Source organism: Stieleria mannarensis (genome assembly GCF_014154935.1).
Taxonomy (GTDB): domain Bacteria; phylum Planctomycetota; class Planctomycetia; order Pirellulales; family Pirellulaceae; genus Stieleria; species Stieleria mannarensis.
In genome coordinates, this window is the sequence record NZ_JACEHH010000009.1 from 38781 (window position 1) to 63504 (window position 24724).

Here is a 24724-nt window from a genome sequence, read left to right on the forward strand (position 1 = left end):
GACGATCGCAACGGGGCCTGTCGCTCAAACATCATTGCCCGGTCAATCGCAGCGCGGTCGACACCAGATCGACGAACTCCGATCGCAGTTGAAACTCGTCGGTGCCGACGTTTGCCTGGGCGACTTCCAAGACGTTGCGAAGGGTCCAGTCGCCGGCGAACTCGCTTTGCCGCAGTTGCATGCCGAAGGCGGCCACCGCGGCGGCGAAGCGGAACTCCGAATCCGTTTTCGCAAAGGCTTGTTCGCCGTCTTTGACGCTCTGTTGAATCAGCGTGCTGGTGTCGCCGTCGGGTTGTTTGTAACGCAGTTTTAACGTCAACACATCGTCGCTCGCAGCCGCTTCGGTCAATTCGGGTGAGCTCTGGTACTTCAGCGGGTCGACGGGACGCCGGTTGTCATCGCTTGGGGCATCGTCGGCGTGGTCCTGGTCGCCGGTCATCACCAATTCGTAAAACGCGGTGACTTGGTGACCGGCACCGATTTCACCGGCGTCCTTCGTGTCGTCATTGAAATCCTCTTTGGCCATCACGCGATTCTCGTAGCCGATCAATCGGTACTTGGAAACGACGCGAGGGTTGAATTCCAGTTGCAACTTGACGTCTTTGGCGATTGTCACCAGCGTGGCATCGGTTTGGCGGACCAGGACCTTGTGGGCTTCGTTGGCGGTATCGATGAACGCGTAGTTCCCGTTTCCTTTGCCGCTGATTTGCTCCATCATCGCGTCGTTGTGGTTTCCCATCCCGAACCCCAGGGCGGTCAAAAAGATCCCGTCGGACGCTTCTTCTTGGATCAGCCGAACCAGTTCGTCGGTGCCGCTCAGTCCGACGTTGAAATCGCCGTCGGTGCACAAGACGACTCGATTGACGCCGTCCTTGATGAAGTGGTCTCGGGCGGTGGCATAGGCCAATTGGATTCCCGCGCCCCCGTTGGTGCTGCCGCCGGCGGACAACTGTGAAAGCGCCTTGTTGATCTTCTTCTTTTTTCCCGCCGGGGTGCTATCGAGCACCATCCCGGCCGAACCGGCATAAACGACGATGGCCACGCGGTCTTCTTTGCCGAGTTGCTTGGTCAGCATTTTCATGCCCTCGATCACCAGCGGCAATTTGTTCGGCTGGTTCATCGATCCGCTGGTGTCCAGCAGGAATACCAGATTGCACGGCGGGCGGGAATCACGATCGATCGTATTGCCCTGGATCGCGACCCGCGCCAGCCGATGCTCGCTGTTCCAGGGGCAGTCGGCGATCGTGACGTTGGTCGCAAAGGGATGATCGGATTCGTTGCCGGGGGCTTGGTAGTGATAGTCAAAGTAGTTGATCAGCTCTTCGATTCGCACGGCATCCGGACGCGGCAATCGGCCCTCGACCAGCGAGCGTCGGACTTTGCTGTAGCTGGCGGTGTCGACGTCAATCGAAAACGTGCTGAGCGGATGTTGGCGGACCGATTTAAATTCGTTTTCGACGATCGGATCAAAGCGATCGCCGTCGGTGAAAGGCATTGCGTGCAATTCCAGGGGCGACGGCAATTCCGCTCGCTTCGATTCGCTTTGCTTGACGGCAAAATCCCCGAACGGTTGCCGGCGTCGTTGCGAGACGCGCCCTTCGGACTCCGCCTCCTCGGCCAGGTTGATCTCAAAGTCTTCGGTGGGGACGGCGCCCGACGCGGGCGAGTCGGCGGGGGCAAGTTCGGCTTTGACCTGGCTTTGCAACCGCCGACTTCGGACGGACTGAGTCATCACCGGTTTGGACAACATCGGTGCTTCAAACGCTGGCCCGGTCGTTGTCGTCGCGGGCGCCGATTGGCCGGCGGCGCTGATCCCCGCAGGCGCTGGGCGTGGAGCGATGGTCGGTCCGGCGGGCGCGGGGTCTGCGAAGGGATGCGGATCAGCGGCGAGATCGGATCCCCGCAATGATTCCGCTTCCCGCATCGGTTCCGTAATGCGAACGCTTGCGTCACGCGCCTCCTTTGCGTTGGCCGATCGACTCTTGGGTGCAACGGAAAAACTTTCTGGAGCGTCCCGTCCTGGGGCCACAGACAGTGCGTCCATCGTCGGGGCAGTCTCGGTCATCATCTCGCCGTGGTCTGCTTCCTGAGCGATCGACTCGGATTCCGTCAGTTGGCGTTTGACACGACCGAGTCGTCGCGGCATTTCGGCCGCTTCTTTGCTCGCGTCGGAGACCGAAGCGATGGAATTCAGTGAGGAGTCATCATCGGTCGCGTCATCTTTTCGGACCGGTGCATCCTCCGATGGCTGCGGCTCGGATGCTGTTGGCTCGGCGAGACGCTGGGCGAGTTCGGCTTGCTTGAAGGCCGGCACGATGGCCACGACCAGCAACACCGCTGCCGCGGCGGCCAATAACCAAGGCACCAGGCGTTTCGGTGATCGGGAGTCGGCTGGCAGAGGTAGCTGGATGGCACGCCCGGCAGCGAGTTGTTCGCCAGTCAGGGAACCGCTTGTCGATGCCGCCAGGATTTGTTCGCGTCGATCACTGTCCAGGGTGACCGAGGGTTCTTCGGCGAAGAGTGTTTGCAGCTCGGTGGTGACGCGACCGGCTTGGTTGACGGCCGCGCGCAAATCCTCGTTAGCCGCCATTTCCTGCTTGAACGCAGCGGCGTCCTGCGGGGAGAGTTCTCCCATCACATAGGCCGTGATCCGGGTGTCATCCCACAGCGACGGCGTGCCGGTTGCTTCGTTGGGGCGGTTGGAATCAGACATGGAAAGTTGCCTCGGGGGCGAGTTGGCTGGCGATGGAGTTCAGGACAAAGACGGGCGTGGGCGACCTTCAGGTGGTGGCGACCGCGTCTTTCAGGGAGCGGACGGCGGCGTGCAGATGAAAGCCGACGTTGCTGACCGTCAGCCCCGTGACCTCGGCGATCTCGCGGTAGCTCAGTCCGGCTTGCATCCGCAAACGCAGGACTTCTTGTTGACGCTTCGAAAGTCGACTGACCAGCACCGCCAACCGGCTCTCGGTCGCGTCGGCCTGTTCGGCGGCCAGGGCGGCCGCAGGGGCGTCCGGGTGGGGGTCTTGGACCGTGATTTCGGCGGCGTCGATCGGGTGGGCGTGTTTGGTACGTTGCATGTCGATCACTCGGCTTCGGCAAACGGCGAACAACCAGGGCTGGACGCGAGCGGCGATTTTCTCGCGATCCTCGCGGCACAGCCGTAAAAACGTCTCTTGCACCGCGTCTTGGGCGGCCTGCCAGTCGCCGCCGAGCATCCGTCGGGCGTATGCAAGCAATTGCCCCTCGTACCGACCGATCAGCTGCGACAATTCATCCTGTGACCAACACGGCGACCGTTGCGGCGGCGGTTGGGCCTCCGCATCGGCGTCGTCGTTCGTCACGGAATCGGGGCCATCGGCCAGCATTTCGGCTGCAGAAGGGTCGGACATGGTGGTTTTGGACGAATCGGGGACGCGGTACAGGGGACAACACGAGCGGGGGACAGATTTGTTAGGGCGGTAAAAAAATAAATTCCGCGTGAAGTCGATTTTTTCTGACGTTTTTGTGAAGTCGTTTTCTATTGACCTGATCGATCGTTCGCGGGTATCACCCAACGCCGAGTTCCCCGCTCAGAAATACAATCGCGATCGACGTGGTCCGACCGGACAATGGGGACTGTGCCTGCTCGCGAATTCCTAAAAACGAAACGAACAAGGAAGGTTCGACCATGGCTGGCCCAAACACCACCGTCCCGTTGCTGGACGTGAACCGCGACAACAAGCCCCACCGCGACGAATTCGTTGAAGCGCTCGCCGCGGTCGTCGACAGCGGCCGATTTTTGTTCGGCCCGGACGTCACCGAACTCGAAGCCGAAATCGCCCGCTACAGCCAGGTCGACCACGCGGTCGGCTGTGCATCGGGCAGCGACGCGTTGTTGTTGTCATTGATGGCGTTGGACATCAAAGCCGGCGACGAAGTCATCGTCCCCAGTTTCACTTTCTTTGCCTCGGTCAGCTGCATCACGCGGCTGGGGGCGACCCCGGTGTTCGTCGACATCTGCCCGGACACCTTCAACATGGACCCCCAGTGTGTCGCCGAGGCGATCACCGAAAACACCAAGGCGATCATCCCGGTCCACCTGTTCGGCCAGTGCGCACAAATCGACCGGATCTGTCAGATCGCGGCGGAGCATGACATCCCCGTGGTCGAAGATGCCGCCCAAGCGATCGGCGCGGCCTACCACTCCCGCCCGGCCGGCAGCTGGGGACTGGTGGGATGCTTCAGTTTCTATCCGACCAAGAACCTTGGCGGGATGGGCGATGGGGGCATGCTGACCAGCGGCGATGCAGACGTGGCGGACCGCTTGCGATTGTTGGCCGGCCATGGAATGCGTCCGCGTTACTACCATCAAGCGGTCGGGATCAACAGCCGCATCGACACGTTTCAAGCCGCCGTGTTGCGGGTCAAATTGCGGCACCTTGGTGATGCCATCACGTCGCGCAACGAGATCGCATCACGTTACATGAGTTCGCTACAAGACCGCGACTTGGTCGGCCCCGATCAAATCGTGTTGCCGACCGTCGATCCCAACGCGTTCCATGTTTGGAACCAATTCGGCATCCGCGTCGGCGGCGGGCGACGTGACGCGTTGCGAGCCCACTTGGCCGAACGTGGCGTGGGCAGCGAGATCTATTATCCGGTGCCGATGCACAAGCAACAATGCTTTGAGTACTTGAAGGTCGACGGCAGCACGTTGCCGGAAACCGAACGCGCCAGCGCGGAAATTTTGAACCTGCCGATCTTCCCGTCGTTGACCGAAGCCGAACAGGAGCAGGTCGTCGACTGCATCAGCGGGTTCTACCGGGCCGGCGCCAAGAAGGCCGCGTAGGTAGATCCGCAACTCAATGAGCGGACGTGACGATGCGTTCGGAGAGTCGCCGTGTTCTCCGAACTCGGCGCGTGCGCGAAAAAGCGAAGCTTTGGTCCTCGCCGACCTCGGAGAGGACGGCGACTGTCTAGCCCGAACGTCCGCTCTGGTCGTAACTGCGCTGGCCAGAGCGTGGCCGGTCCGCCGTCTGGCGACGGCAGCTACGTCCGATTCCGCCCAAGCCTAGGTCACCGGCAAGCTCGACGCGTCAAACGCGTCGGGCAGCAGCTGGGACAGCTTGCGGATCTGACGTGCCCCGGTCAGCACGTCGGTCATGATGATTTGCATGTCGCTGGCGAACTCGGACAAGAATTGTCGACAGGCGCCACAGGGGCTGACCCCGCCGACGCTGGCGATCGCGATCGCTTGGAATGCGCGGTGGCCTTGCGAGACCGCCGCGGACGTGGCGACGCGTTCGGCACAGATCGACAGCGAGTAGCTGGCGTTTTCGACGTTGCATCCGCTGACGATCTCTCCGCCGGGAATCCACAGCGCCGCACCGACGTAAAAATGACTGTGGGGCGCGTAGGCTTGATCGCGGGCTTCGACGGCCGCACGCACCAGTTGGTCGATCTCTCGGGTTTTCAACTCAGTCATCAGGTCGGTAAATCGAATCGGTGCAACAGGGAATCAGATCGATCGGGGCGTGAGCGTCGATTCGCAAATCTTCGAAACAGCAACGGCCTTTCAAAAAATCAATGGCCTTTCAAAAAATCAACGGCCGCGCCGCCACGGGGGCCTCGCTGATCACGACGGCGTCACGCAGACGTTTAACATACTCCGTCGGCTGGTCGTCGTGGCAGTGCAAATGCAGAAGAGTCTGGCCGCGCTGCACGCGATCGCCGATTCGCACCTGCATGGTGATGCCGACGGTCGGGTCGATGGGGTCGCCCAGCAGGCGACGTCCGCCTCCGAGCGAGATGACGGTCGAGCCGATTTGTTGGCAATCGAGATGTTGGACGTAGCCATCGTGCCGGGAGTCAACCGCCCATCCGGGGGCGGCGGTTAAATCCCCCGTCCAGTGTCCGCCTTGGGCGGCCACCATCGCCAAGAAACGTTCCATCGCCGACCCGTCGTCCAGGGCTTGGTTCAGGCGCGTCAGGGCGTCCTGGCGATCTGCCGCGACCGAGACAGCGACCAGCACGCGTGCGGACAATTCCAAGGTCAGCTCGCGGACGGCACCGATCGCGGGATCCGAACGCTGCTCGCCTTTTAAAACCGCCACCGCTTCGTTGACTTCGATCGCGTTGCCGACCGCTTTGCCCAACGGCTGGTCCATGTCGGAGATCAACACGGTGGTGGGCAGCCCGGCGGCGTTGCCGACTTGTTCGATCGAATCCGCCAGCGCCCTGGCGTCTTCGAGTGTCTTCATGAACGCCGCCCCACCGACTTTGACGTCCATCACCAGGGCGTCCAGACTGGCGGCCAGTTTCTTGCTCAGGATACTGGCGGTGATCAACGGGATCGACTCCACCGTCCCGGTCACATCACGCAGCGCGTACAGTCGGCGATCGGCCGGCGCGATCCGCTCGCTCGCACTGACGATGAAGGCACCGGCTTGCCGCAAGACGTCAGCGGATTCGCTTTCGGACAGATTGGTGCGGAATCCGGGGATCGCCTCCAGCTTGTCCAACGTCCCGCCGGTCAGCCCCAACCCGCGTCCGCTGATCATCGGCACGTGGACGTCACAGGCGGCCAACAGGGGCGCCAAAATCAGCGAGACCTTGTCGCCCAGTCCACCGGTGCTGTGCTTGTCCACACGAGGCGTCTGGCCGGACACGTCACGCGGCAGCACGTCGCCGCTGCGGAGCATCGCCCGGGTCAGCGCCGCCGTCTCCCCGGCAGTCATCCCCTGCAAGCAGACCGCCATGGCGAACGCGGACATCTGGTAATCGGCCACGTTGCCGTTGCAGAACCCGTCGATCAAAAAACGAATTTCTTCCTCACCGAGCGGTTCGCCGTCGCGTTTCTTGGCAAGCAGGTTGGCGGTAAGCATGCGGATGACCGTGGTAGGCAGGGTCGCTATAGTGGATTGAGTCTACGATGATCGTGCCACGTGTTTCAGTATCTGTCGACCTGTAGGAACATTGATGTTGTTTTCCCGAATTTTTATTGCATTGGTTTTTTCGGGGCTCACCACGATGCTGGTCACCGCGTGCCTGGCCGATGACGCCGAATCAAAAGAGGCAGCGTCCCAGTCGCAGCAACCCGAAGCGAAGCGGTTGGATTCAGCGGTTTCTCAGGACACGCCCAGCGAACAGGCCAGCGAACAGGCCAGCGAACAGGCCAGCGAACAGGCCAGCGAGCAGGTTGCCGAAACAGAGAACGCAGCTTCCAGCGCCGACGGGAAACCGATCGGAACCGATCCCGAAGTCGCCAGTTCGGAAGTGCTTGCCGCCTTGCAAGCCGGGCCGCGGGCGTTGTCCCTGGCGTTTCGGATGGCCGCCAAGCGAGCGACGCCTTCGGTCGTCGTCTTGTACGCCTATGGCCAAAACGGTGGTCCGGGTGGTCCCAGCGATCCCGACGAGACGGAAACGCCTGAGGACGAATTGCCGCTGTTGGAGCGGGCCGAGATTCCCACGCCGCCTCCGGCCGAAGAAAAATTGACCGGTCTGGGATCGGGCGTGATCGTCTCGGAGGACGGGTTGATCATCACCAACAACCACGTGATCACCGGGGCAACGCGGGTGGTCGTTCAATTACCCGATGAAACCCGTGTCGACGCCGACGTGGTCCGCGGCGATCCCGACAGCGACGTGGCCATGGTGCGGGTGAAATTTTCCGAAAAACTGGATCCGATCACCGTTGGAGACAGCGACAAGTTGGAAATCGGCGACTGGGTGCTGGCGATCGGCAGCCCGTTCAAGCTGGAAGCGACCGTCAGTGCGGGGATCATCAGCGGAAAAAATCGCCGACTCGATCGCATTCGCCGCAGCAGCATGTTGCAGACCGATGCCGCGATCAATCCCGGCAACTCCGGCGGGGCGCTGATCGATTTGGACGGGAAAGTCGTCGGGATCAGCACCGCGATCGCCACCCGCAGCGGTTTTTATCAGGGCGTCGGGTTCGCGATCCCGATCAATCAGGCCCGCTGGATCGCCGACGAACTGGATCGACACGGCAAAGTCCGCCGCGCGGCGATCGGGACCACCCTGGTGGAACTCAAACCCCGGATCGCAAAACAATTCAATTTGGAGCCGTATTCTGGTATCCTGGTGTATCAGATCATCAAGGGATCGGTCGCCGAGCAGGCAGGGATTCAGCCTCAGGACGTGATCGTGGAATTTGCCGGTGAACAGGTGCGTGATTCCATCGGTCTACAGAAAGCCATCGAACGCAAACCGATCGGTTCGAAGCAGCCGATCGTCGTCCGGCGTCAGGGAAAACGCGTCGAATTGACCGTCGAATTGGCCACCGTCGATGATCCGACCGGTCAAGATTGAGAAACCAACATTGTCTGCGTTTCGTCTCTTTCCTACCATTCCACATCGGCCCAGCTTGCGAGGGCCTATGATGGAGGTAGTCCCGCCGGGAAACACCGCCTTTTTCATCCCCCCACCACCCACTACCTGAAAACCGGACCAATCATATGGATCGCTGTTTCACCATGCGCACGATCGTCACCGCCGCGGTTTTGGCTTGTTTGGCTTGCGCCGGTCCCATCGAAACGACCTGGTCCCAACCGGCCACCCCCGTGCTGCCGGGCTCCGACCAGGCCGCCGCCGTCTCGACACCCGCTCAGGCCACCGCCCAGGATCGACGCATTGCGAAACTGATCGCGTCCTTGATTCCCAAATTTCACATCTCCTCGGCCGAACTGGACGACACGATCAGCGAGCGAGCCCTCGATCTGTACCTGGATCGGTTCGACCCGCTGAAGCTGTACTTTTACCAGTCCGACATCGACGAATTTTCGCAGTACCGCCACCAGATCGACGACATGGTCAAAGGCGGCGATCTGAGCTTGGCCTACAGGATTTTCAATCGATTCACCCAGCGGGTCGACGAACGCGTTGCGGTGGCGCTTGAATTGCTGGATTCCGAATTCGATTTCGGCAAAGACGAATACATCATTGTCGACGCCGACGCAGCCGAGTACGCCAAGAATCCCCAGGAAGCCACCGAGCGTTGGCGGCGTCAGATCAAATACGCCCTGCTGGATCTGCGGGACGACGACACCGAAGGCGACGAGGCTCGCGACTTGTTGCGTCGCCGCTACAATCGCTACGCACGACGATTCAAGTCCTACAGCAACGACGATCTGTTGGAAGCCTACCTGACGTCGGTGACCAGCGCCTTCGATCCCCACTCGACCTACATGTCGCCGTCGACCCTGGATGATTTCAACATCTCGATGGGATTGAAATTGCAAGGGATCGGTGCGGCACTGCGTGAAAAAGACGGCAACACCGTCGTGATGCAAATCATTCCCGGCGGAGCGGCCGATAAAGATCAACGGCTGAAACCCGATGACGTGATCGTCTCGGTCGGTCAAGGCGAAGAAGGGCCGATGGTCGACATCGTCGAAATGCCACTGCAAGACGTGGTCAGCATGATCCGCGGCAACGCCGGCACCGTCGTCCGCTTGGGCGTCAAAGTGAGCGGCAAGGGCAAGGTCGAAACCTACAAGATCACACGCGCCAAAGTCGAACTGGAACAGTCGGCCGCCCGCGGAAAGGTCCTCGATCACACCCTGCCCGATGGCAGCGTTCGCAAGATCGGTTTCATCAACTTGCCCAGCTTCTACATGGACATGCAAGCGGCTCGTGAAAACCGAACCGATTTCCGCAGCAGCACCCGCGACGTCCGCAACATCCTGATGGATTTCAAAAGCAAGGGTGTCGAAGGTGTGGTCATCGATCTCAGCCGTAACGGCGGCGGATCGTTGACCGAAGCGATCAACCTGACCGGGCTGTTCATCAACCGTGGCCCCGTGGTTCAGGTCAAAGACTCACGCGGTCAAATCCAGCAGTACAACGACGAAGAAATCGGCACCGTGTGGAGCGGACCGCTGGTCGTGCTGACCAGCAAGTTCAGCGCCAGTGCCAGCGAGATCTTTGCCGGTGCGATCAAAGATTACAACCGCGGCATCATCGTCGGCGATCCGGCCACGCACGGCAAAGGCACCGTGCAAACGCTGATGGACCTCGGCGAGCGACTGTTCCTGACACAACGTCAAAACTACGGGGCGCTGAAAGTCACGCTGCAACAGTTCTATCTGCCCGACGGCGAAAGCACCCAACGCGGCGGCGTGGCGGCGGACATCGTGCTGCCCAGTTTGACCCAGAAAATGGATGTCGCCGAAGGGGACCTGAAGTACGCCTTGGAAGAGGACCGCATCAATGGTGCTCGCCACGACATCTACAACCTGGTGCCCAGCGACCTGCTGACCCAGTTGCGACAAAACTCCGAGCAACGCGTCAAATCCGACGAAGAGTTTGTCGATCTGATGCGACGCATCGAATTGTTTGTCAAACAGAAGGAAGAAAAAACGGTTCCGCTGGAGGAAACCGCCTTCATGCAGCGACGTGATGAACTGGACGCTCAAAAAGAAGAAGAAAAGGAAGAGTTGGAGCAGGAGACGGACAAAGAAGTTTTCCGCGACACGTTCTACAACCGCGAAGTGATCAACATCGCCGCCGACTACATCGAAGGGTTGCGGCGCGAAAAGCTGGTCCGGGCCAACTGAGACGCAGCACGACGCAATGCCAGCACGACGCGTAAGCGAGTGGCCTGCGCTTCGTGAGCTGTCGACACGCGCCGCTCGCTAACGCTTCCCGCTGGCAAGCGGATCAACCGTCTAACACACGTCGTGGGTTGGTCCGCGTCCAACGATCAATCCGATCGGGATCGATGCCCAGGTGACGGCCGAGCATTTCGGCCATCTGCGGCATCGTGGTCGCGCATCCGGCAAAGTGCCCGTGACCTTCGGCCCAGGCGGCCAGGTGCTGGTCGACTTCGACCATCTGGCCGGCCAAGCGATAAAATCCCGGTCCCAATCCGGCCGCCGCGATCGCGTCGGTCACGATCACGATGTTCTCTTCCGGAATGCACTTGCAATAGTTCGCCAGGGCAAACCAGGGGACGTGATGTCCGTCGGCGATCAACGAGATCACCAGTTGATCGGACAGCGAGAGCACCCGCTGGACGATGTTGTCGTGGCGGTGCATTTGCCCCGGACAGCCGTTGCCCAGGTGGGTGAACATCGACAACCCGGCATCGATCGCTTGTCGCAGCTGCGCGATGGACGCATCGCTGTGCCCGGCGGCGACCACGATCGACTGGTCGCACAACCAACGCGTGACCTCGACCGTCCCCGGCATTTCCGGGGCCAGCGTCACCAGCCGCACCCGCCCGCGTCCCGCGTCGACCAATTGCTTGGCCCGATCGACGGTCGCTTCGCGGACACAATCGACCGGATGGGCGCCGACGAAGCCCGGTTCGGGACTGATGAACGGGCCTTCGACGTGAATGCCCGCGACGATTTCTGCGATTTCGGCATGCGTCTCGGCGGCCTCGGCGATCCGGCTGATGCGGCCAACCATCGAATCGATTTGGTCGGTGATGATCGTCGGCAAGAACGACTCGACACCGTCATCGCGGAGTTGCCGGCATGCGGTCAGGATTGCCTCGTCGGTCAGATCATCGCTGTTGAAATCGACTCCGTAGTACCCGTTGACCTGCAAATCGACAGAGCCGCTCATTGGAATCGCCCCAACGTTGCTTTGACGTCTTCGGGAATCTTGCATGCCGCGGCATCGTCGATGATCAACGTCGTCCCGTCGTGGTTTCGCAAGATGCTGGCGGGGACCTCCGTGGTGATCGGGCCGCACAGGGTGTCGCGGACGGCCGCCGCCTTGCGCTCGTCGGGCACGCTGCAGTAGATGTGTTTGGTTTTCAAGATCTGTTTGACCGACATGCTGATCGCGTGGGTGGGGACCTCGTCCAGCGAGCCGAACCAGCCTTCACCGACTTGCTGCATGCGGCACTCGTGGTCCAATTGGACGATCAGGTAGGGCGATTCGGTTTCGAAGTCCGCCGGCGGATCGTTGAAGGCCAGGTGACCGTTTTCACCGATCCCGACCAGCGCCACGTCGACGGTGACGGCCGCGATTTTGGCGGCCGCCTGGCGGACCGTCTCCTCGGCGTCGCTGTCACCGGCCAAGTAGTGAAATGAAGCCAATGGAACCTGGTCGACAAACCGCTGTTTCAGATACCCGCAAAACGATGCCGGATGCTCCTGGCCGATCCCGATGTATTCGTCTAAATGAAATCCGTGCACGCGGCTCCAATCGATGTCATCTTGGGCAACCAGATGTGACAGCACTTCGAACTGGGACGCGCCGGTCGCCACGATTAAGTACGCCTGGCCGTTGTTCTTGATGGCATCGCGAAGGTCTTGGGCGGCATGTTGGGCGGCGTAACGCCCCATTTCGGATGGGGTTGGGGTGACAATGGTCTTCACAGTAGTCCCGAATGGCTCCATTGGGTGTCGTGGGTCGACCTGATCTAGCGATCGATCGGTTTGGGTCGTTAGGATCCCGCCGCGGCGACAATCAACGGGCCGATCAGGCCGTGCCGCAGCGAGCGCCCGAGATCTTACCAAGTTTTGACCCCCACCTGCGATCATGCCCAACCCATTGGCGAACTTGCGACGTTTCGGTCTGGCGGTTGAACGCACCATGAAACAGCACCGTTGGTTGATGCGTTACGCGCATTGTCAACGCGTGTTTCACGGCTGGCGCGACGCGGCACCGGAGGATCTGCCGGATCGATCGCGAAGTTGTTTGTTGGACTTGCGACGAATCGCCAGCGACGGAGAGCAGGGGCGACGCTTTCACGCCCTGGTCATGCTGTTGCGGCGTGGCGGATACGATCTCGCCATGGTCCCGCGGTTGGCCTTTTTACAAACCGGCCATCGCACCTTCAAAGCCAGCGCGTTGGCCCGGACGCGTCCGTTTTTGGAAGACCAACTTCCCGCGGACTTTCGCCCGTTCGACCTCTGTCTGTCCGATGGCACCCGCACGCATCGTCACGCCCGGCGGACCGTGCCCGTTTTGACGGGAACGAATCAACCGCTCCGGCCGGGAGACCTGCCGATGCCGTACAGTTTTTACCCTGCAGTTTGGGACAACAACGAAGACCAACGGTTCGACGACTATCGGCGTCGTGAGCGTGTTTGGCGACTGTTCTTCGGCGGCCACTGTTCCCAGGCCTCCTATCGCCGGATCAAGAAGTACACACGGCTTAGGCCATTGGACCGCTATCGCGTGGTTTGTGAAGTCCATCGCTACTTCACCGATTCAACGCTGTCGATTCAAAGCGACCAGCAACTTGAATCGGCCCAACGGCAACGTCACGAAGCGTTCGTCTTGATCGACAACGCGACGTACCGCACCGACGCGAGTCGTTGGTTGGGACTGCTGGCCCAGAGCGACTTTTTTCTGGCCGCCCCCGGTTGTGATTACCCGCTTTCGCACAACGCCATCGAAGCCATCGCCGTCGGAACCATTCCTGTTTTGGAATACGAATCGCTGTTCACGCCGCCGCTGCGTGACGGTGAAAACTGCATCGCCTACCGAGGGATCGACGGACTGCGGCATGCCGTGGCGCGGATCGAAATGATGGATCAGGATGACATCCTGCGTCTGCGACGCGGCGTGATCGAGTACTACGAATCCCACCTCAGCCCCACGGCGTTTTGCCGTGACTTAGAAAACCAGTCCACCCTGCGTTTGCACCTGTTCCCCTACCTGACCCCCGCGGCCGTGCCGGCCCGACGCGCGGGGTAGTTTGCGTGTAAGGACAGGTCGCTGGCATGGAATACCAGCACGACGCAACGCCAGCACGACGCGTCAGCGAGTGGCAAGCGTTTCATGGGCTGTCGACACAAGCCGCTCGCTAACGCGTCGCGCTCGCAGGTTTTACCTACCGGCGCGCAATTCGGACGTCATCCGTTCGAATTCCTTGCGGATTGCTGCGTTGTTGAACTCGCGCAACGAGGGGACCTTCAACCTCATCAACGTTTCGAAATCGCGGCGGCCGGTGTTCATCAACGCCGCGACGTCGCTGGAGAGTTTGACGGTGTCGTAGGTGTTCATCGCGGTGGCCAGTTTTTTCTGAGCCAGCTTGTTCTCCTTTTCGATCAGCGCGGCGTTGCGTTTCAGGTACTCGATGTACAAGTTGGCCGTTTCGCGTGTCAGTTCGTTGGAGGCGATGTTGGCTTCCAAGACTTCTCGATCACCGCCGCTGACTTCGATCAGGGTCCGCGCTTGTTTGATGTTCTGCTTGGCCTGGGCGGCAAACTCGTTCAATTTCGGGATGTGTTTTTCATTGACGTCGCGAACGAACGTTTTTTGGATCCGGTCCATCACATGGATCATGACGACGTAGATCCCGTAGTAACGTTTCGAAACATCGAGCGCTTCGCCGCTGTTTTCGGTCAGCTCCTGCAATTGGACGGTGACATGTTTGATGTTGTCGAAAACCACCGCCATCGTCACGATGTCATCGCCGGAGACGGAGGACAGCAGCGATTCGACACCCTCCTGGTCGACTTCGACTCCGATTTTGGAAAGCTCTTCGGCAAACGTCTCTTTCAGTTCGGCCAGGGTCTTGGTCTGGCGTTCGATCTCCTCCTCTTCGGCGTCGATGCTTTCATCAATCGCTTCTTTGGACAGCTCGAACGGGTTGACCTTGTCGAGCTGACTTTGGTCCTTCGCCCATGACGCCGAAACCCGTTGGCGGCGGTAGTCGGCGATGTTGGTTCGGGCCTGTGCGATCGCTTCGTTGGCCTCGCGGATTCGTTGGCGGTAGTCGCTGACTTCCGAGACGCTCAGTGCCACGATCGCTTGATCGAGTAGTTCGTTGATCTGGGCGGAGTTGGATTGTTTGTCCAACTTGAAGGGGATGACCGAGCTGTCGGGAAGGTCGGCGTGCCGGTCGACCAACTCGCGCGTCTCCTCCAGCGTCGGCAGGACTCGTTCGAACAGGTCGCCGAGGCGCTTGCGCAGCTGGGCGTCACCGATCGTTTCGGAAACGACGGCGATCGTGGACGGTGCATCGGCACCCTCGACCAGCTCGGTCGCGCCGTCGTCGCCGGCCGGATCGTCCGAGCCGAACATGCCGCTGAGCGGATTCTTTTCGCAACCACAGCAGCAGATCACGATTGCCGCAAGCGTCAAACACGGGTGGAAGCGTCGCATGGGGATCCTTTGTAGGCGGGAAGGGGGGCGTTGCACTGATCATTTTAACGCTCGGACCAGCGGGGACAAAAGCGAGTGCTTCGTCAACGCTTAAACTTAGCGTGCCGCGGAAAAGGGGGCAGGTACCAACAATGCGAAGCACCCTTCGGGCCATTTGGTTTTTGGTAGCTGACCTCTTTTCCGCTCGACAAATGCACTAGGCCGCGTTTCGAGCTGAAATCGGGCGCGGATCCGAAACTTCGTGGGGAATCTTGGTCGCGGGCGGTACAATCAAACCGGACGCCGCTGCTTTCTACCGAAATCGCCCTCAATCGCGTTTTACGGAGCTGCCTTCAGATTGGGGGCAACGGTAGTGGATGACGCGAGGAGTCCTTTCGGATTGCGAACTGCGAGGACTCGTCGCCTCCTCCGCTACCCGAAACCGAGATGCGGCGGAATACTTGGCTCGCCCGACGCGTACAAAATCTTTGCCCGTGGGATCGATGAATCAGCCTAATTGCGAGAAAAAGCAGCAGCTTGTGCGGATGCTCCGCCAGTTGCAACGAGCGATCCCCTTCGCTCCGATCGCGGTCCAGTTGGTCCATGGCGAAACGATCTTCATCACGGCCCCCTGGCAGTTTGTCGTCGATGCCGATCGGCTGTACGTGATCGTTCCGCCGGCAAAGCATGTCCGTTCGGTGCCACTGAGTGACGTTCGGCGAATCGGGCGGCGCCGGGTACCACGGCAACGCCAACCCGAGATGCATGGAATTGGGAATGAGCCCGGGCAACCGGGCGACGGTGGCGTGTCACGACGGCGGGGGGCAGGAGAGGGATGGCAGAATGATGCGGGACAGAATGATGCGGGGCAGAATGATGAACAGTGCGGAGTTTGGCGTTAAACAGCTGATCCTGCGAGAAACGGAAGGAACCGAAACCGTCAAAGCTGCCGACGACAGTCGGTGAGAAGTGTCACTTCCGCACGTGCCGATTCGCACCCCGGATGTGTCAATGCGGCACGGTGTTGGAGTGGGGGAGCCCCGTCTGCTGCACCGTCTTGTAGGGCGCCTGCGGAGGGATCCGTTGTCGTGGGCTGACAAAATGTCACAGGCCTGGCGTGATCGCGCGTGAAACTCGAATGATTTCACGCTTCGCGGATTTACTTTGGGACGACCGATTCGTCTGGCACCATTAGTGCACTTGATAGAGTCCACCCTCTATCGAAAGGACGATGACGCGATGGTCAGTTCTACTTTTCAACGACTTGATTCCCACTCTGGCGACGCTGCTGCTGGCATCCGACACGGCGGTGCAACACTCGGAATCCGTTCGGCGGCAGCTTCGGTATGTGGCGGTCGCGATTACAACGAAGACCGGATTTATCGCTGCGATCGAAGTCAGGTGTACTTGGTCGCCGATGGCATGGGGGGGCATCACGGTGGTGCGATGGCCAGTCAGATCGCGGTGGAGACGGTTCCGTCGGTCTGGCGCAATAGTGTGTTTGAGAACGCGCTCACGTATTCCGGGATTCAGGCGGCGTACGGAAATTCGCTGGACTGGGCGGTCGGCGAGATGTCAGCGGTCGCGCGAAAGCATTGCGACTATGAACAGATGGGATGCACGTTGGCCGCCGCCTTCGTCTACTACGGGCGAATGTACTACGGGACGATCGGCGACTGCCGCATCTACCTGGTGCATCAAGACAAACTGACGCGGCTGACCAAGGATGAAACGCTGGTCCAAGGCATGGTGGATGCGGGGATCATCACTGCAAACGAGGCTCGGACTCATCGCTGGCGGCACATCGTCACCAACGGAATCAGCCCGCAGGGATTCAAGAATACTCCGCGACTGCGATCGGCACAGGTCGCCGAGGGAGATTTCGTCATGCTCACTTCCGATGGGCTGACCGACGAGCTGACCGATGACGAAATCGAACAAGTCATGAAAGCATGTTCTGACCCGCAAGAGTGTGTCGATCAACTGATCAAGGCGGCGATCGATCGCGAGGCGCGCGACAACGTCTCTTGCGTCGTCTTTCAAACGTGAGACGGGCAACGATGAAGCGATGTTAATGAGCCAACAGCAGCACCGCGTCGTCCAATTGGATGACGTCACACGGGTGGCGTTGATGATCACGCCGCCCAATGTCGGCACTCCGATCGACCAAGCCCGGGAAGCGATTTCGACCATCCAAGACATTTTGAAACGGCAACCGGTCGAGATGTCGTTGACCAAGCAAACCGTCTTCGTCCGCTCGGCCGACGACATCGATGCGTTTCGAAAGCTGTTCAAAGCGTCTTACCAAGACCGTGTTCCGGCGACCAGTTTTGTGATTCAGCCGCCTTGTGCCGGACAAGCCCTCGCAATCGAAGCCTGGGCGCTGGGAGGCGATGGGATCGAGGTCCGTTTCCCGTTGCCCGATCTGGTCACCGTCACCTACGATCAGCTGCGATGGATCTATGTCGCCGGCATCACGTCCCCCTGCGACGCCGCGTGTGCCTATGACGAAGCGAAACATTCCTTCGGCCTGCTGGCCCAGCGGCTGCAGCATGTCGGGGCGACGTTCAATGACGTCTGCCGAATCTGGTTGTACCAAGGCGGCATCACCGAGCCGCAACCGGGCGCGGACGGGGAAACGATCGAACGCTATCGAGAATTGAACCGGGCTCGCGCCGACTTCTTTCAACAGCTGGAATCGGTCGGGCAAATCAACACGTCACGGCACGGGCATGCGTTCTACCCGGCCAGCACCGGGATCGGAATGGCCGGCAAGGGATTGACCGTCAGTTGTCTGGGATTGCAAACCCGTCGCGAGGACGTCTCGCTGCATCCGCTGGAAAACCCGCGCCAGACGTCGGCGTTTGACTACGCACGGAAGTACTCGCCCCGAAGCCCACTGTTTTCACGCGCCATGGCCGTCAAGATCGGCGACCATGTGACCACCTGGATCTCCGGTACCGCCAGTATTCTGGATTCGGAAACCGTTCACTTGGGCGACGTCGAAAAGCAGACCCGGCAGACGATCGACAACATTCAAAACTTGATCAGCGGCAACAACTTCCGGCAGCATGGGCTGGCGGGGATGGGAGCCGAGTTGACGGATTTGGCCAAGGTGCGTGTGTATGTCAAACATCCGCGCGATTATGAGACCTGTCGGGCGATCGTCGAATCCCGCTTCGGCCCCGTGCCGGCGATTTATGCCGTGGCCGATGTGTGCCGTCCCGATTTGCTGGTCGAAATCGAAGGCGTCGCTTTCTCCGACGTGACCCATTCGCCCTAGTCGATTTTCAAAAGGCATGTGATGTCGAGTCGCCCTTTCGGACCCCAAGATTTCGGTGTCATTCGAATACGGAACCACCGTTTTCGACGACACCGCGAACCTTGGAGCCCGATCTGGTTGCTGGCCGGCGGCGTGTCCCTGTCGGTCGCCGTGCTGAGCGGATTGGTTTGGTGGCTGACCGTCCCGCCGCCGCCAGAGCAGCCACTGCAAGCGGCGGATCAGCGCGTCGCGGGTGCTGCGGTTCGATCGGCTGCGATGCGCCCCGATCACGCGACGCCCGAGGTTTCAAACCAGGGTTCCGTGTCACGCCCTCGAACGCTTCATGAGGAGGGTCGGATCTTGCCCCCGTCTGATTCCGACGGCCGCGGTGGTACCCGATCCGCCACTGCCGCAACGATGGTCACCGCGTCGGGCTTGGGCCGATCCGTCCCCGCTGCGGTTCCCGACGTCCGAGAGATCTACGAAAGCAAATACCCGATCCACGGACGCAACGCCGTCGACGACGACGTCTTTCGCAAATTGATCGCGTTGGGCATCAAACCTGCCAAACTGTGCTCCGACGAAGTGTTCTTGCGCCGAGTCTACATCGACGTCCTGGGGACGCTTCCGACGGTCGAGGAAGCCCGGTCGTTTTTGGACGATCATCGAGAGGGCAAACGCAAGGCGTTGATCGATGAAGTGTTGGAACGACCCGAGTTCGCCGACTATTGGGCGATGAAATGGTGCGACGTTCTGCGGGTCAAAGCGGAATTCCCGATTAACCTGTGGCCGGCGGCCGCCCAGGCCTATCACCGCTGGATCCGCCGGTCGCTCAAGCACAACATGCCCTACGACCAGTTTGCACGCGCGTTGCTGACTTCCTCGGGCAGCAATTTTCGCACACCGCAAGTCAACTTTTACCGGGCGCTCCAGAGCAAGGAACCCGAGACGATTTCGCACGTGGTCGCGTTGACGTTTCTCGGCGAACGCACCGACCATTGGCCGCCCTCGAGACGCGCCGGCGTGGCCCAGTTCTTCAGCAAGGTCGGCTACAAACCGACCGGCGAATGGAAGGAGGAGATCGTTTTCTTTGATCGGCGACGTGGCGGAGCCGATCCGAATCAAGCCGTCGTCGCCATGTATCCCAGCGGCGTCTCGGTCACGATTCCGCCGGATCAAGATCCACGCGAAGTGTTTGCCGATTGGTTGACCGATCGCCGCAATCCATGGTTCGCCCGCGCCGTGACCAACCGGATTTGGTACGGGCTGGTCGGACGCGGCATCGTCGATCCGCCCGACGACGTGCGGCACGATAACCCGCCGGCAAACCTGCCGCTGCTGAACACCCTGGCGCGAGAGTTGATCGAGTCGGACTATGACATGAAACACGTCTATCGGCTGATCCTGAACTCCAGCGCCTACCAGATGTCTTGCATTCCGCCATCCGATGACGATGCAGCGGCCCGGTACTTCGCATACTACCCGACGCGGCGGCTGGACGCCGAGGTGTTGATCGACGCGATTTGCCAGATCACCGAGACGACCGAAACGTACATGAGCATCATTCCGGAACCGTACACGTTCTTACCAGAGCATCATCGCGCGATCCGATTGCCCGACGGCAGCATCACCAGCAGCTTCTTGGAAATGTTCGGCCGTCCGGCGCGCGACACCGGTCTGGTTTCTGAACGCAACAACCGACTGACGGCTTCCCAAGCGTTGCACCTGCTCAATTCCAATCACATCCGCAACAAAATCGAACGTGGGCCGGGCATTCGAAGCTTGGTTTCCCAGGGCCGCGACTGCTGGGACACGGCCGAACGGATTTATTTGGCCGTCTTGTCACGCCGGCCGACCGAAAACGAACTCACCACCGCGGGGGCGCTCTGTGACGATCCGCGTGGGGCGCAAGAGTTGGCCTGGATCCTGATCAACAGTGATGAATTCCTGTTCCGACATTGAACGCGGTGCCGGCACCTTAGAAACCGGAGAACCCGACCATGACACAGCGACTACCCGCCCACCGTGGAATGCTCCACCGCCGCCAAATCGTTCATGGCGGCGCGATCAATGCCGCCGGATTGATGATGGCGTCACACTTGATCTCTGCTCACCGCGTCGCCGCCGCCGACACGGTCGCTGCGAAGTCCGCTGCGACATCGCCCGACGCCACGCCGGTACGGTCGCTGGATGCGGCCAAGGCCAAAGCTGTGATTCAAATTTGGTTGGCCGGCGGCCCGCCGCATACCGACACGTTTGATCCGAAACCCGACTCGGGCAGCGATTTCACCGGCCCGTTTACAACCACCAGTGCGACCAATGTGACTGGCGTTCACGTCGGACAGTTGTTGTCCGAACTCAGTCAGGTCGCGGACAAGTATTCGTTGATTCGCAGCGTGACCCACGGCGTCAACGGTCACGAAACGGCGTCCTACCTGACTCAAACCGGACGGATGCCCGGCCGTCTGGTCTATCCCGCCGCCGGAGCGGTGGTGACGGCGTTCAAGGGATTCCCGGAAACCGAGTCGGGGGCGGAAGAGACTCTGATCCCGCCGTACATCGTGTTGACCAGCCCCCAAGGTCGGTTCAGTGAAGCCGGATTCATGGGCATCAAGTACAAACCGTTCGCCACCGGCGGTGACCCCAATGCGGCCAGGTTTGCCGTGGAAGGAATCATCTCGCCGCACCTGTCCAAAGAACAACAACTTGAACGACGCCGGCTGCTCCGCGAAATGAACTCGCTGGGAAACCTGATCCCCGACCGCCCGGATTTGTCGCTGGCCGCCCAATCGCGCCAGCACGCCTATGACCTGATCGTCGGGGATGCCGGAAAGGTCTTTGATTTGAACACCGAATCCGACGACATACGAAGCCGTTATGGTCGCACCAAATTTGGCCAGTCTTGTTTGGCCGCGCGGCGATTGATCGAAAGCGGTTGCAAGTTCGTGACCATCAACCACGGCGGTTGGGACACGCACAAGGATCACTTTCCAGCGATGCGGCGCAAGCTGCCCGAACTCGATCGCGGGCTGGCCACGTTGATCGCGGATCTGGACGACCGGGGCATGTTGGACAGCACCATCGTGTGGTGCATCGGCGAATTCGGCCGCACCCCCAAGGTCGCCTCCGAGTCGCCTTGGAACGGCGGCCGACATCACTTCGGTGCCGTGTTCTCCTCTCTGGTCGCCGGCGGCGGATTTCGCGGCGGTCACGTCGTCGGCGCTTCCGATGCGCGCGGCGAAACCGTCCAAGACCGACCGGTTTATCCCGGTGATCTGATCGGAACCATGTATGAATTATTGGGCATCGACCCCGAAGCGAGTCTGCCGCATCCGATGGGCGAGTTTGTCCGCGCGACCCCCGGAGCGGACGAGGGGATGAAGAGCGGCGGGCGACTCGATGAAATCACTTGATGCTCCCGCCCTGGCCCAAGCAACGTGGGATCGGCTTCCAGCCTGTCACTCCGAAAGCCACACACCGAAACGAACGGATCGCGAAGTGAACATGAAACACAAGTCGACCCTCTTCGTCGCGTCCTCGTTGGCGACGCTCCTGATCGCCGCGATTTCTTCCCCTGTGCCGGCACAAAACCGTGGCGCCGCTCCGCACTTGGCATACGTTTATCCGGCCGGTTGCGAGCGTGGCATGACTTGCGAAGTGATGGTCGGCGGTCAATTCCTCAAGGACGCCGGTGAAGTCTATGTGTCCGGCGAAGGCGTCAAGGTGGAAATCGTCCGCTGGTACCGCCCGCTGACCGCCGGCGAGTACAACAACTTGAACATGAAGTTTCGCGAGGCACGCGAGCGACTGGTGGGGCAAGCCGTCTTGCGGGGCAACGCGACAAACCCGACGGACCAGGAAATCGCACTGGCCGCCGGTATCACCGAGGAACAACTTCGCGAGATGGAGATCTATCGTCGCCGCGACCGAGACCCCAAGCGTCAACCCAATGACCAGCTTGAAGAACAGGTCACGTTGCGATTGACCGTTGCGTTAGAGGCCGAGCCGGGAAAACGCGAGCTGCGATTCTTGGGCGAAAACTCGATCTCCAACCCGATTTGGTTTCACATCGATCGGTGGATCGAAGTCCGTGAATCGGAACCGAACGACATCGTGGCCACCGAGGTGACCGGGCGGTTCCCGATCGTGATCAACGGGCAAATCATGCCCGGCGACGTGGACCGTTTTCGAATGGAGGCAAAGCAGGGGATGAAGTTGGTGATTCAAGTTGCGGCGCGCGAGGTGATCCCCTACCTGGCCGATGCCGTCCCGGGATGGTTTCAAGCGGTCGCGGTGATCGTCGATGAGTCTGGCGAGGAGATTGCGTGGGCGGATTCGTTTTATTTCCGCCAAGATCCCGTGCTGTATTTTGAAGTTCCCCATGACGGCCGGTACACGCTGGAAATCCGCGACGCGCTTTATCGCGGTCGTGAGGATTTTGTGTATCGAATCACGGTCGGCGAGCTTCCGCTGGTCACCAGCGTCTTTCCGCTTGGGGCTCGCGTGGAATCCGAATCGACCGTCCAGCTGCGAGGCTGGAATTTGACCAACACCGAGCAGACGATCCAAACCATGTCGCGCCAGGATTACCGACCCAGACGCTGGTACTCCTCGATCCAAGGCGACCACACGATTCGGTTCCCGCTACAGATCGATCATTGGCCCGAGGTGATCGAGGAGGCGAGCAACGACGACCGGCAGACGGCACAGGAGGTGTCCACGCGGATGACGATCAACGGGCGGATCGAGCAACCGGGCGACCGAGACGTGTACCGGATCAACGCGTCCGGACGGATCATCGCCGAAATTCACGCGCGTCGCCTGGGGTCGCCGTTGGATTCCATGTTGACGTTGACCGATGCCGATGGAAACGAGATCGCCTTCAATGATGATCACGAAGATCTTTCCCAAGCAATGGAAACGCACCACGCCGATTCGCACTTGGAAGCTTCCATCGGAGCACAGGGAGACTACTTCTTGACCGTCACCGATGTGCAAGGCAACGGCGGTCCCGATTTCGGATACCGTCTTCAGCTTCGAAGTCCGCAGGCCGATTACGAGCTTCGTGTGACACCATCAACGATCATGGCCCGAGCCGGACAAGTCGTGCCGATCACGGTTTTCGCCTTACGCAGAGATGGCTTTGACCAAGACATCGAATTGTCGCTGGTCGATCCGCCGCCGGGATTCCGTCTTGATGGCGGCGTGATTCCCGGAGAGTCTGGTCAGGTGCGGATGACACTGACCGCGCCTCGAACGGCGAACGGAAAACCGATTCAATTGCAGATGCAGGGTTCGGCTCCGAGACGATTGCGCAGTCGATCGCGAATCATTCGTCCGGCCATCCCCGCGGAAAACATGATGCAGGCGTTTATCTGGTATCACCTGGTTCCGGTCGAAGATTGGAACGTCATCGTCAGCGGACGCCCGAGGACATCAATGCCGCTGTCGATCGCGATGCCGTCGGATCGAATTTCATTGCCACGTGAGGGCGCGTGGTTGTTGAACGTGATGCTGGACGCCAAACGTGCACCCGTCGATCAGTTGCATGTCGATCTACATGACGCTCCGGATGGAATCGAGGCGTCGATTGTTGCCGACCCCGTGATGGGAGCCGCGATCAAATTCGACGTCTCGGCGGAGAAAATCGCCTCCGGCCATCGCGGGAATCTGTTGCTCAGCGTCTACAAAGAGTTCACGCCCGAGCCAACGGAATCGGATCCCGCACCGCGACCACGGCGAACCGAATACGGGTATTTGCCGGCGCTGCCCTTCGAAGTGACCGGTCAAAGGGGAGTTCGGTAGGGGGGAGAGGGTGGCAGAATGAGTCGGGGCAGAATAATGAACAGGCAAGACGGTTAGGGGCAAAACGATGTAGGCAAAACGATTGTGGGCAAAACGATGGGGGGCAGTGGTCTTGATTCACTGATCATTCTGCCCCGAATCATTCTGCCATCCCGCTTCCACAGTTGATTGTTTTGCCCCCATCGTATTGCCGACCCTTGATCGTCCGCGCTCGACAAGTTTTGGGGGAGGTGTGCGATATCAATGCAGCGTTTGGTTCACCGCCTCGACCAATTCGTTTGGCGGAACGGGTTTGTGGAGGATTTTCGATGCGCCCAGTTCGGTCGCGACTTTGACGACTTGTTTGTCAGCGTTTCCGCTGATCACGATGACGGGCAAATCGCAGTCGGTCGCGCGGAGTTGTCGCAACAGTTCCAATCCGCCGATACCTTGCAGCTGGACGTCCAGCAGCAGGCAACCGTGTTGCGAGGCGTCGTACACTTCCAGGAACGCTTCGGCCGAATCAAAAGGTTCGGCCGGGATGTCGAAGGCGGTCAACAGTGCGCAGACCGAGTGGAGCGCCGCGGGATTGTCGTCGATGACGAAAACGGTCAATCGATTCGTCAT

General features: G+C 60.2%; 18 protein-coding genes. 10 read left to right on the forward strand and 8 right to left on the reverse strand.

The genetic code is table 11. The annotated features are described in order from the left end of the window. Window positions 1-31: 31 nt before the first annotated feature. Together H1B37_RS08135 and H1B37_RS08140 are read right to left on the reverse strand one after the other, a co-directional pair. Complete coding sequence (locus H1B37_RS08135; RefSeq protein ID WP_182866146.1) at window positions 32-2713, reverse strand: VWA domain-containing protein; 2682 nt, start codon at window positions 2711-2713, stop codon at window positions 32-34. A gap of 67 nt (window positions 2714-2780) precedes the next feature. Next, window positions 2781-3389, reverse strand: a complete 609-nt coding sequence (locus H1B37_RS08140) for an RNA polymerase sigma factor (protein ID WP_182866147.1) — start codon at window positions 3387-3389, stop codon at window positions 2781-2783. A gap of 278 nt (window positions 3390-3667) precedes the next feature. Here H1B37_RS08140 and H1B37_RS08145 point away from each other — a divergent pair, with 278 nt between their 5' ends. Continuing rightward, window positions 3668-4828 (forward strand): DegT/DnrJ/EryC1/StrS family aminotransferase, encoded by a 1161-nt coding sequence (locus tag H1B37_RS08145; RefSeq protein ID WP_182866148.1) that lies wholly within the window; start codon window positions 3668-3670, stop codon window positions 4826-4828. A gap of 222 nt (window positions 4829-5050) precedes the next feature. Here the strand turns inward: H1B37_RS08145 and cdd are convergent, their stop codons facing one another. Both cdd and H1B37_RS08155 read right to left on the reverse strand, forming a co-directional pair. Next, a complete protein-coding gene (cdd, locus tag H1B37_RS08150; RefSeq protein WP_182866149.1) occupies window positions 5051-5464 on the reverse strand; it encodes a cytidine deaminase in 414 nt (137 codons plus the stop codon). A gap of 109 nt (window positions 5465-5573) precedes the next feature. Next, window positions 5574-6863 (reverse strand): thymidine phosphorylase, encoded by a 1290-nt coding sequence (locus tag H1B37_RS08155; RefSeq protein ID WP_182866150.1) that lies wholly within the window; start codon window positions 6861-6863, stop codon window positions 5574-5576. A 94-nt stretch (window positions 6864-6957) separates the two neighbouring features. On the opposite strand from H1B37_RS08155, the gene H1B37_RS08160 reads away from it, so the two are divergent. Both H1B37_RS08160 and H1B37_RS08165 read left to right on the forward strand, forming a co-directional pair. Continuing rightward, complete coding sequence (locus tag H1B37_RS08160) at window positions 6958-8310, forward strand: S1C family serine protease (RefSeq protein WP_286177525.1); 1353 nt, start codon at window positions 6958-6960, stop codon at window positions 8308-8310. 164 nt (window positions 8311-8474) lie between these two features. Further along, the gene (locus H1B37_RS08165) at window positions 8475-10556 is read left to right on the forward strand and encodes a carboxy terminal-processing peptidase (RefSeq protein ID WP_286177526.1); all 2082 of its coding nucleotides are present in this window, start codon (window positions 8475-8477) and stop codon (window positions 10554-10556) included. 103 nt (window positions 10557-10659) lie between these two features. On the opposite strand, the gene H1B37_RS08170 is transcribed toward H1B37_RS08165, so the two are convergent. Next, a complete protein-coding gene (locus H1B37_RS08170) occupies window positions 10660-11571 on the reverse strand; it encodes an N-acetylglucosamine-6-phosphate deacetylase (RefSeq protein ID WP_182866152.1) in 912 nt (303 codons plus the stop codon). Continuing rightward, on the reverse strand, window positions 11568-12299 hold the full coding sequence (locus H1B37_RS08175; RefSeq protein ID WP_182866153.1) for a glucosamine-6-phosphate deaminase: 732 nt from the start codon (window positions 12297-12299) through the stop codon (window positions 11568-11570). Before H1B37_RS08175 ends, H1B37_RS08170 begins: the two co-directional genes overlap by 4 nt. A 250-nt stretch (window positions 12300-12549) precedes the next feature. On the opposite strand from H1B37_RS08175, the gene H1B37_RS08180 reads away from it, so the two are divergent. Continuing rightward, window positions 12550-13659: a hypothetical protein gene (locus tag H1B37_RS08180; protein WP_182866154.1), complete on the forward strand. Its 1110-nt coding sequence runs from the start codon at window positions 12550-12552 to the stop codon at window positions 13657-13659. A gap of 132 nt (window positions 13660-13791) precedes the next feature. On the opposite strand, the gene H1B37_RS08185 is transcribed toward H1B37_RS08180, so the two are convergent. Then, window positions 13792-15072: a hypothetical protein gene (locus tag H1B37_RS08185; RefSeq protein WP_182866155.1), complete on the reverse strand. Its 1281-nt coding sequence runs from the start codon at window positions 15070-15072 to the stop codon at window positions 13792-13794. A gap of 482 nt (window positions 15073-15554) precedes the next feature. On the opposite strand from H1B37_RS08185, the gene H1B37_RS08190 reads away from it, so the two are divergent. From H1B37_RS08190 to H1B37_RS08215, 6 genes are all read left to right on the forward strand, one after another. Beyond that, on the forward strand, window positions 15555-15953 hold the full coding sequence (locus tag H1B37_RS08190) for a hypothetical protein (RefSeq protein WP_182866156.1): 399 nt from the start codon (window positions 15555-15557) through the stop codon (window positions 15951-15953). A 337-nt stretch (window positions 15954-16290) separates the two neighbouring features. Beyond that, window positions 16291-17100: a PP2C family protein-serine/threonine phosphatase gene (locus H1B37_RS08195; RefSeq protein WP_182866157.1), complete on the forward strand. Its 810-nt coding sequence runs from the start codon at window positions 16291-16293 to the stop codon at window positions 17098-17100. A 19-nt stretch (window positions 17101-17119) separates the two neighbouring features. Then, on the forward strand, window positions 17120-18334 hold the full coding sequence (locus H1B37_RS08200) for a Rid family hydrolase (RefSeq protein WP_182866158.1): 1215 nt from the start codon (window positions 17120-17122) through the stop codon (window positions 18332-18334). Between the two features lie 21 nt (window positions 18335-18355). After that, window positions 18356-20275: a DUF1553 domain-containing protein gene (locus H1B37_RS08205; RefSeq protein WP_182866159.1), complete on the forward strand. Its 1920-nt coding sequence runs from the start codon at window positions 18356-18358 to the stop codon at window positions 20273-20275. Between the two features lie 38 nt (window positions 20276-20313). After that, entirely contained in the window at window positions 20314-21726 is a 1413-nt protein-coding gene (locus tag H1B37_RS08210) for a DUF1501 domain-containing protein (protein WP_182866160.1), read from the forward strand. 91 nt (window positions 21727-21817) lie between these two features. Continuing rightward, window positions 21818-24118, forward strand: coding sequence for a peptidase (locus tag H1B37_RS08215; RefSeq protein WP_182866161.1), 2301 nt, complete (start codon window positions 21818-21820; stop codon window positions 24116-24118). 240 nt (window positions 24119-24358) lie between these two features. Here the strand turns inward: H1B37_RS08215 and H1B37_RS08220 are convergent, their stop codons facing one another. Next, window positions 24359-24724: a response regulator transcription factor gene (locus tag H1B37_RS08220; RefSeq protein WP_182866162.1), complete on the reverse strand. Its 366-nt coding sequence runs from the start codon at window positions 24722-24724 to the stop codon at window positions 24359-24361.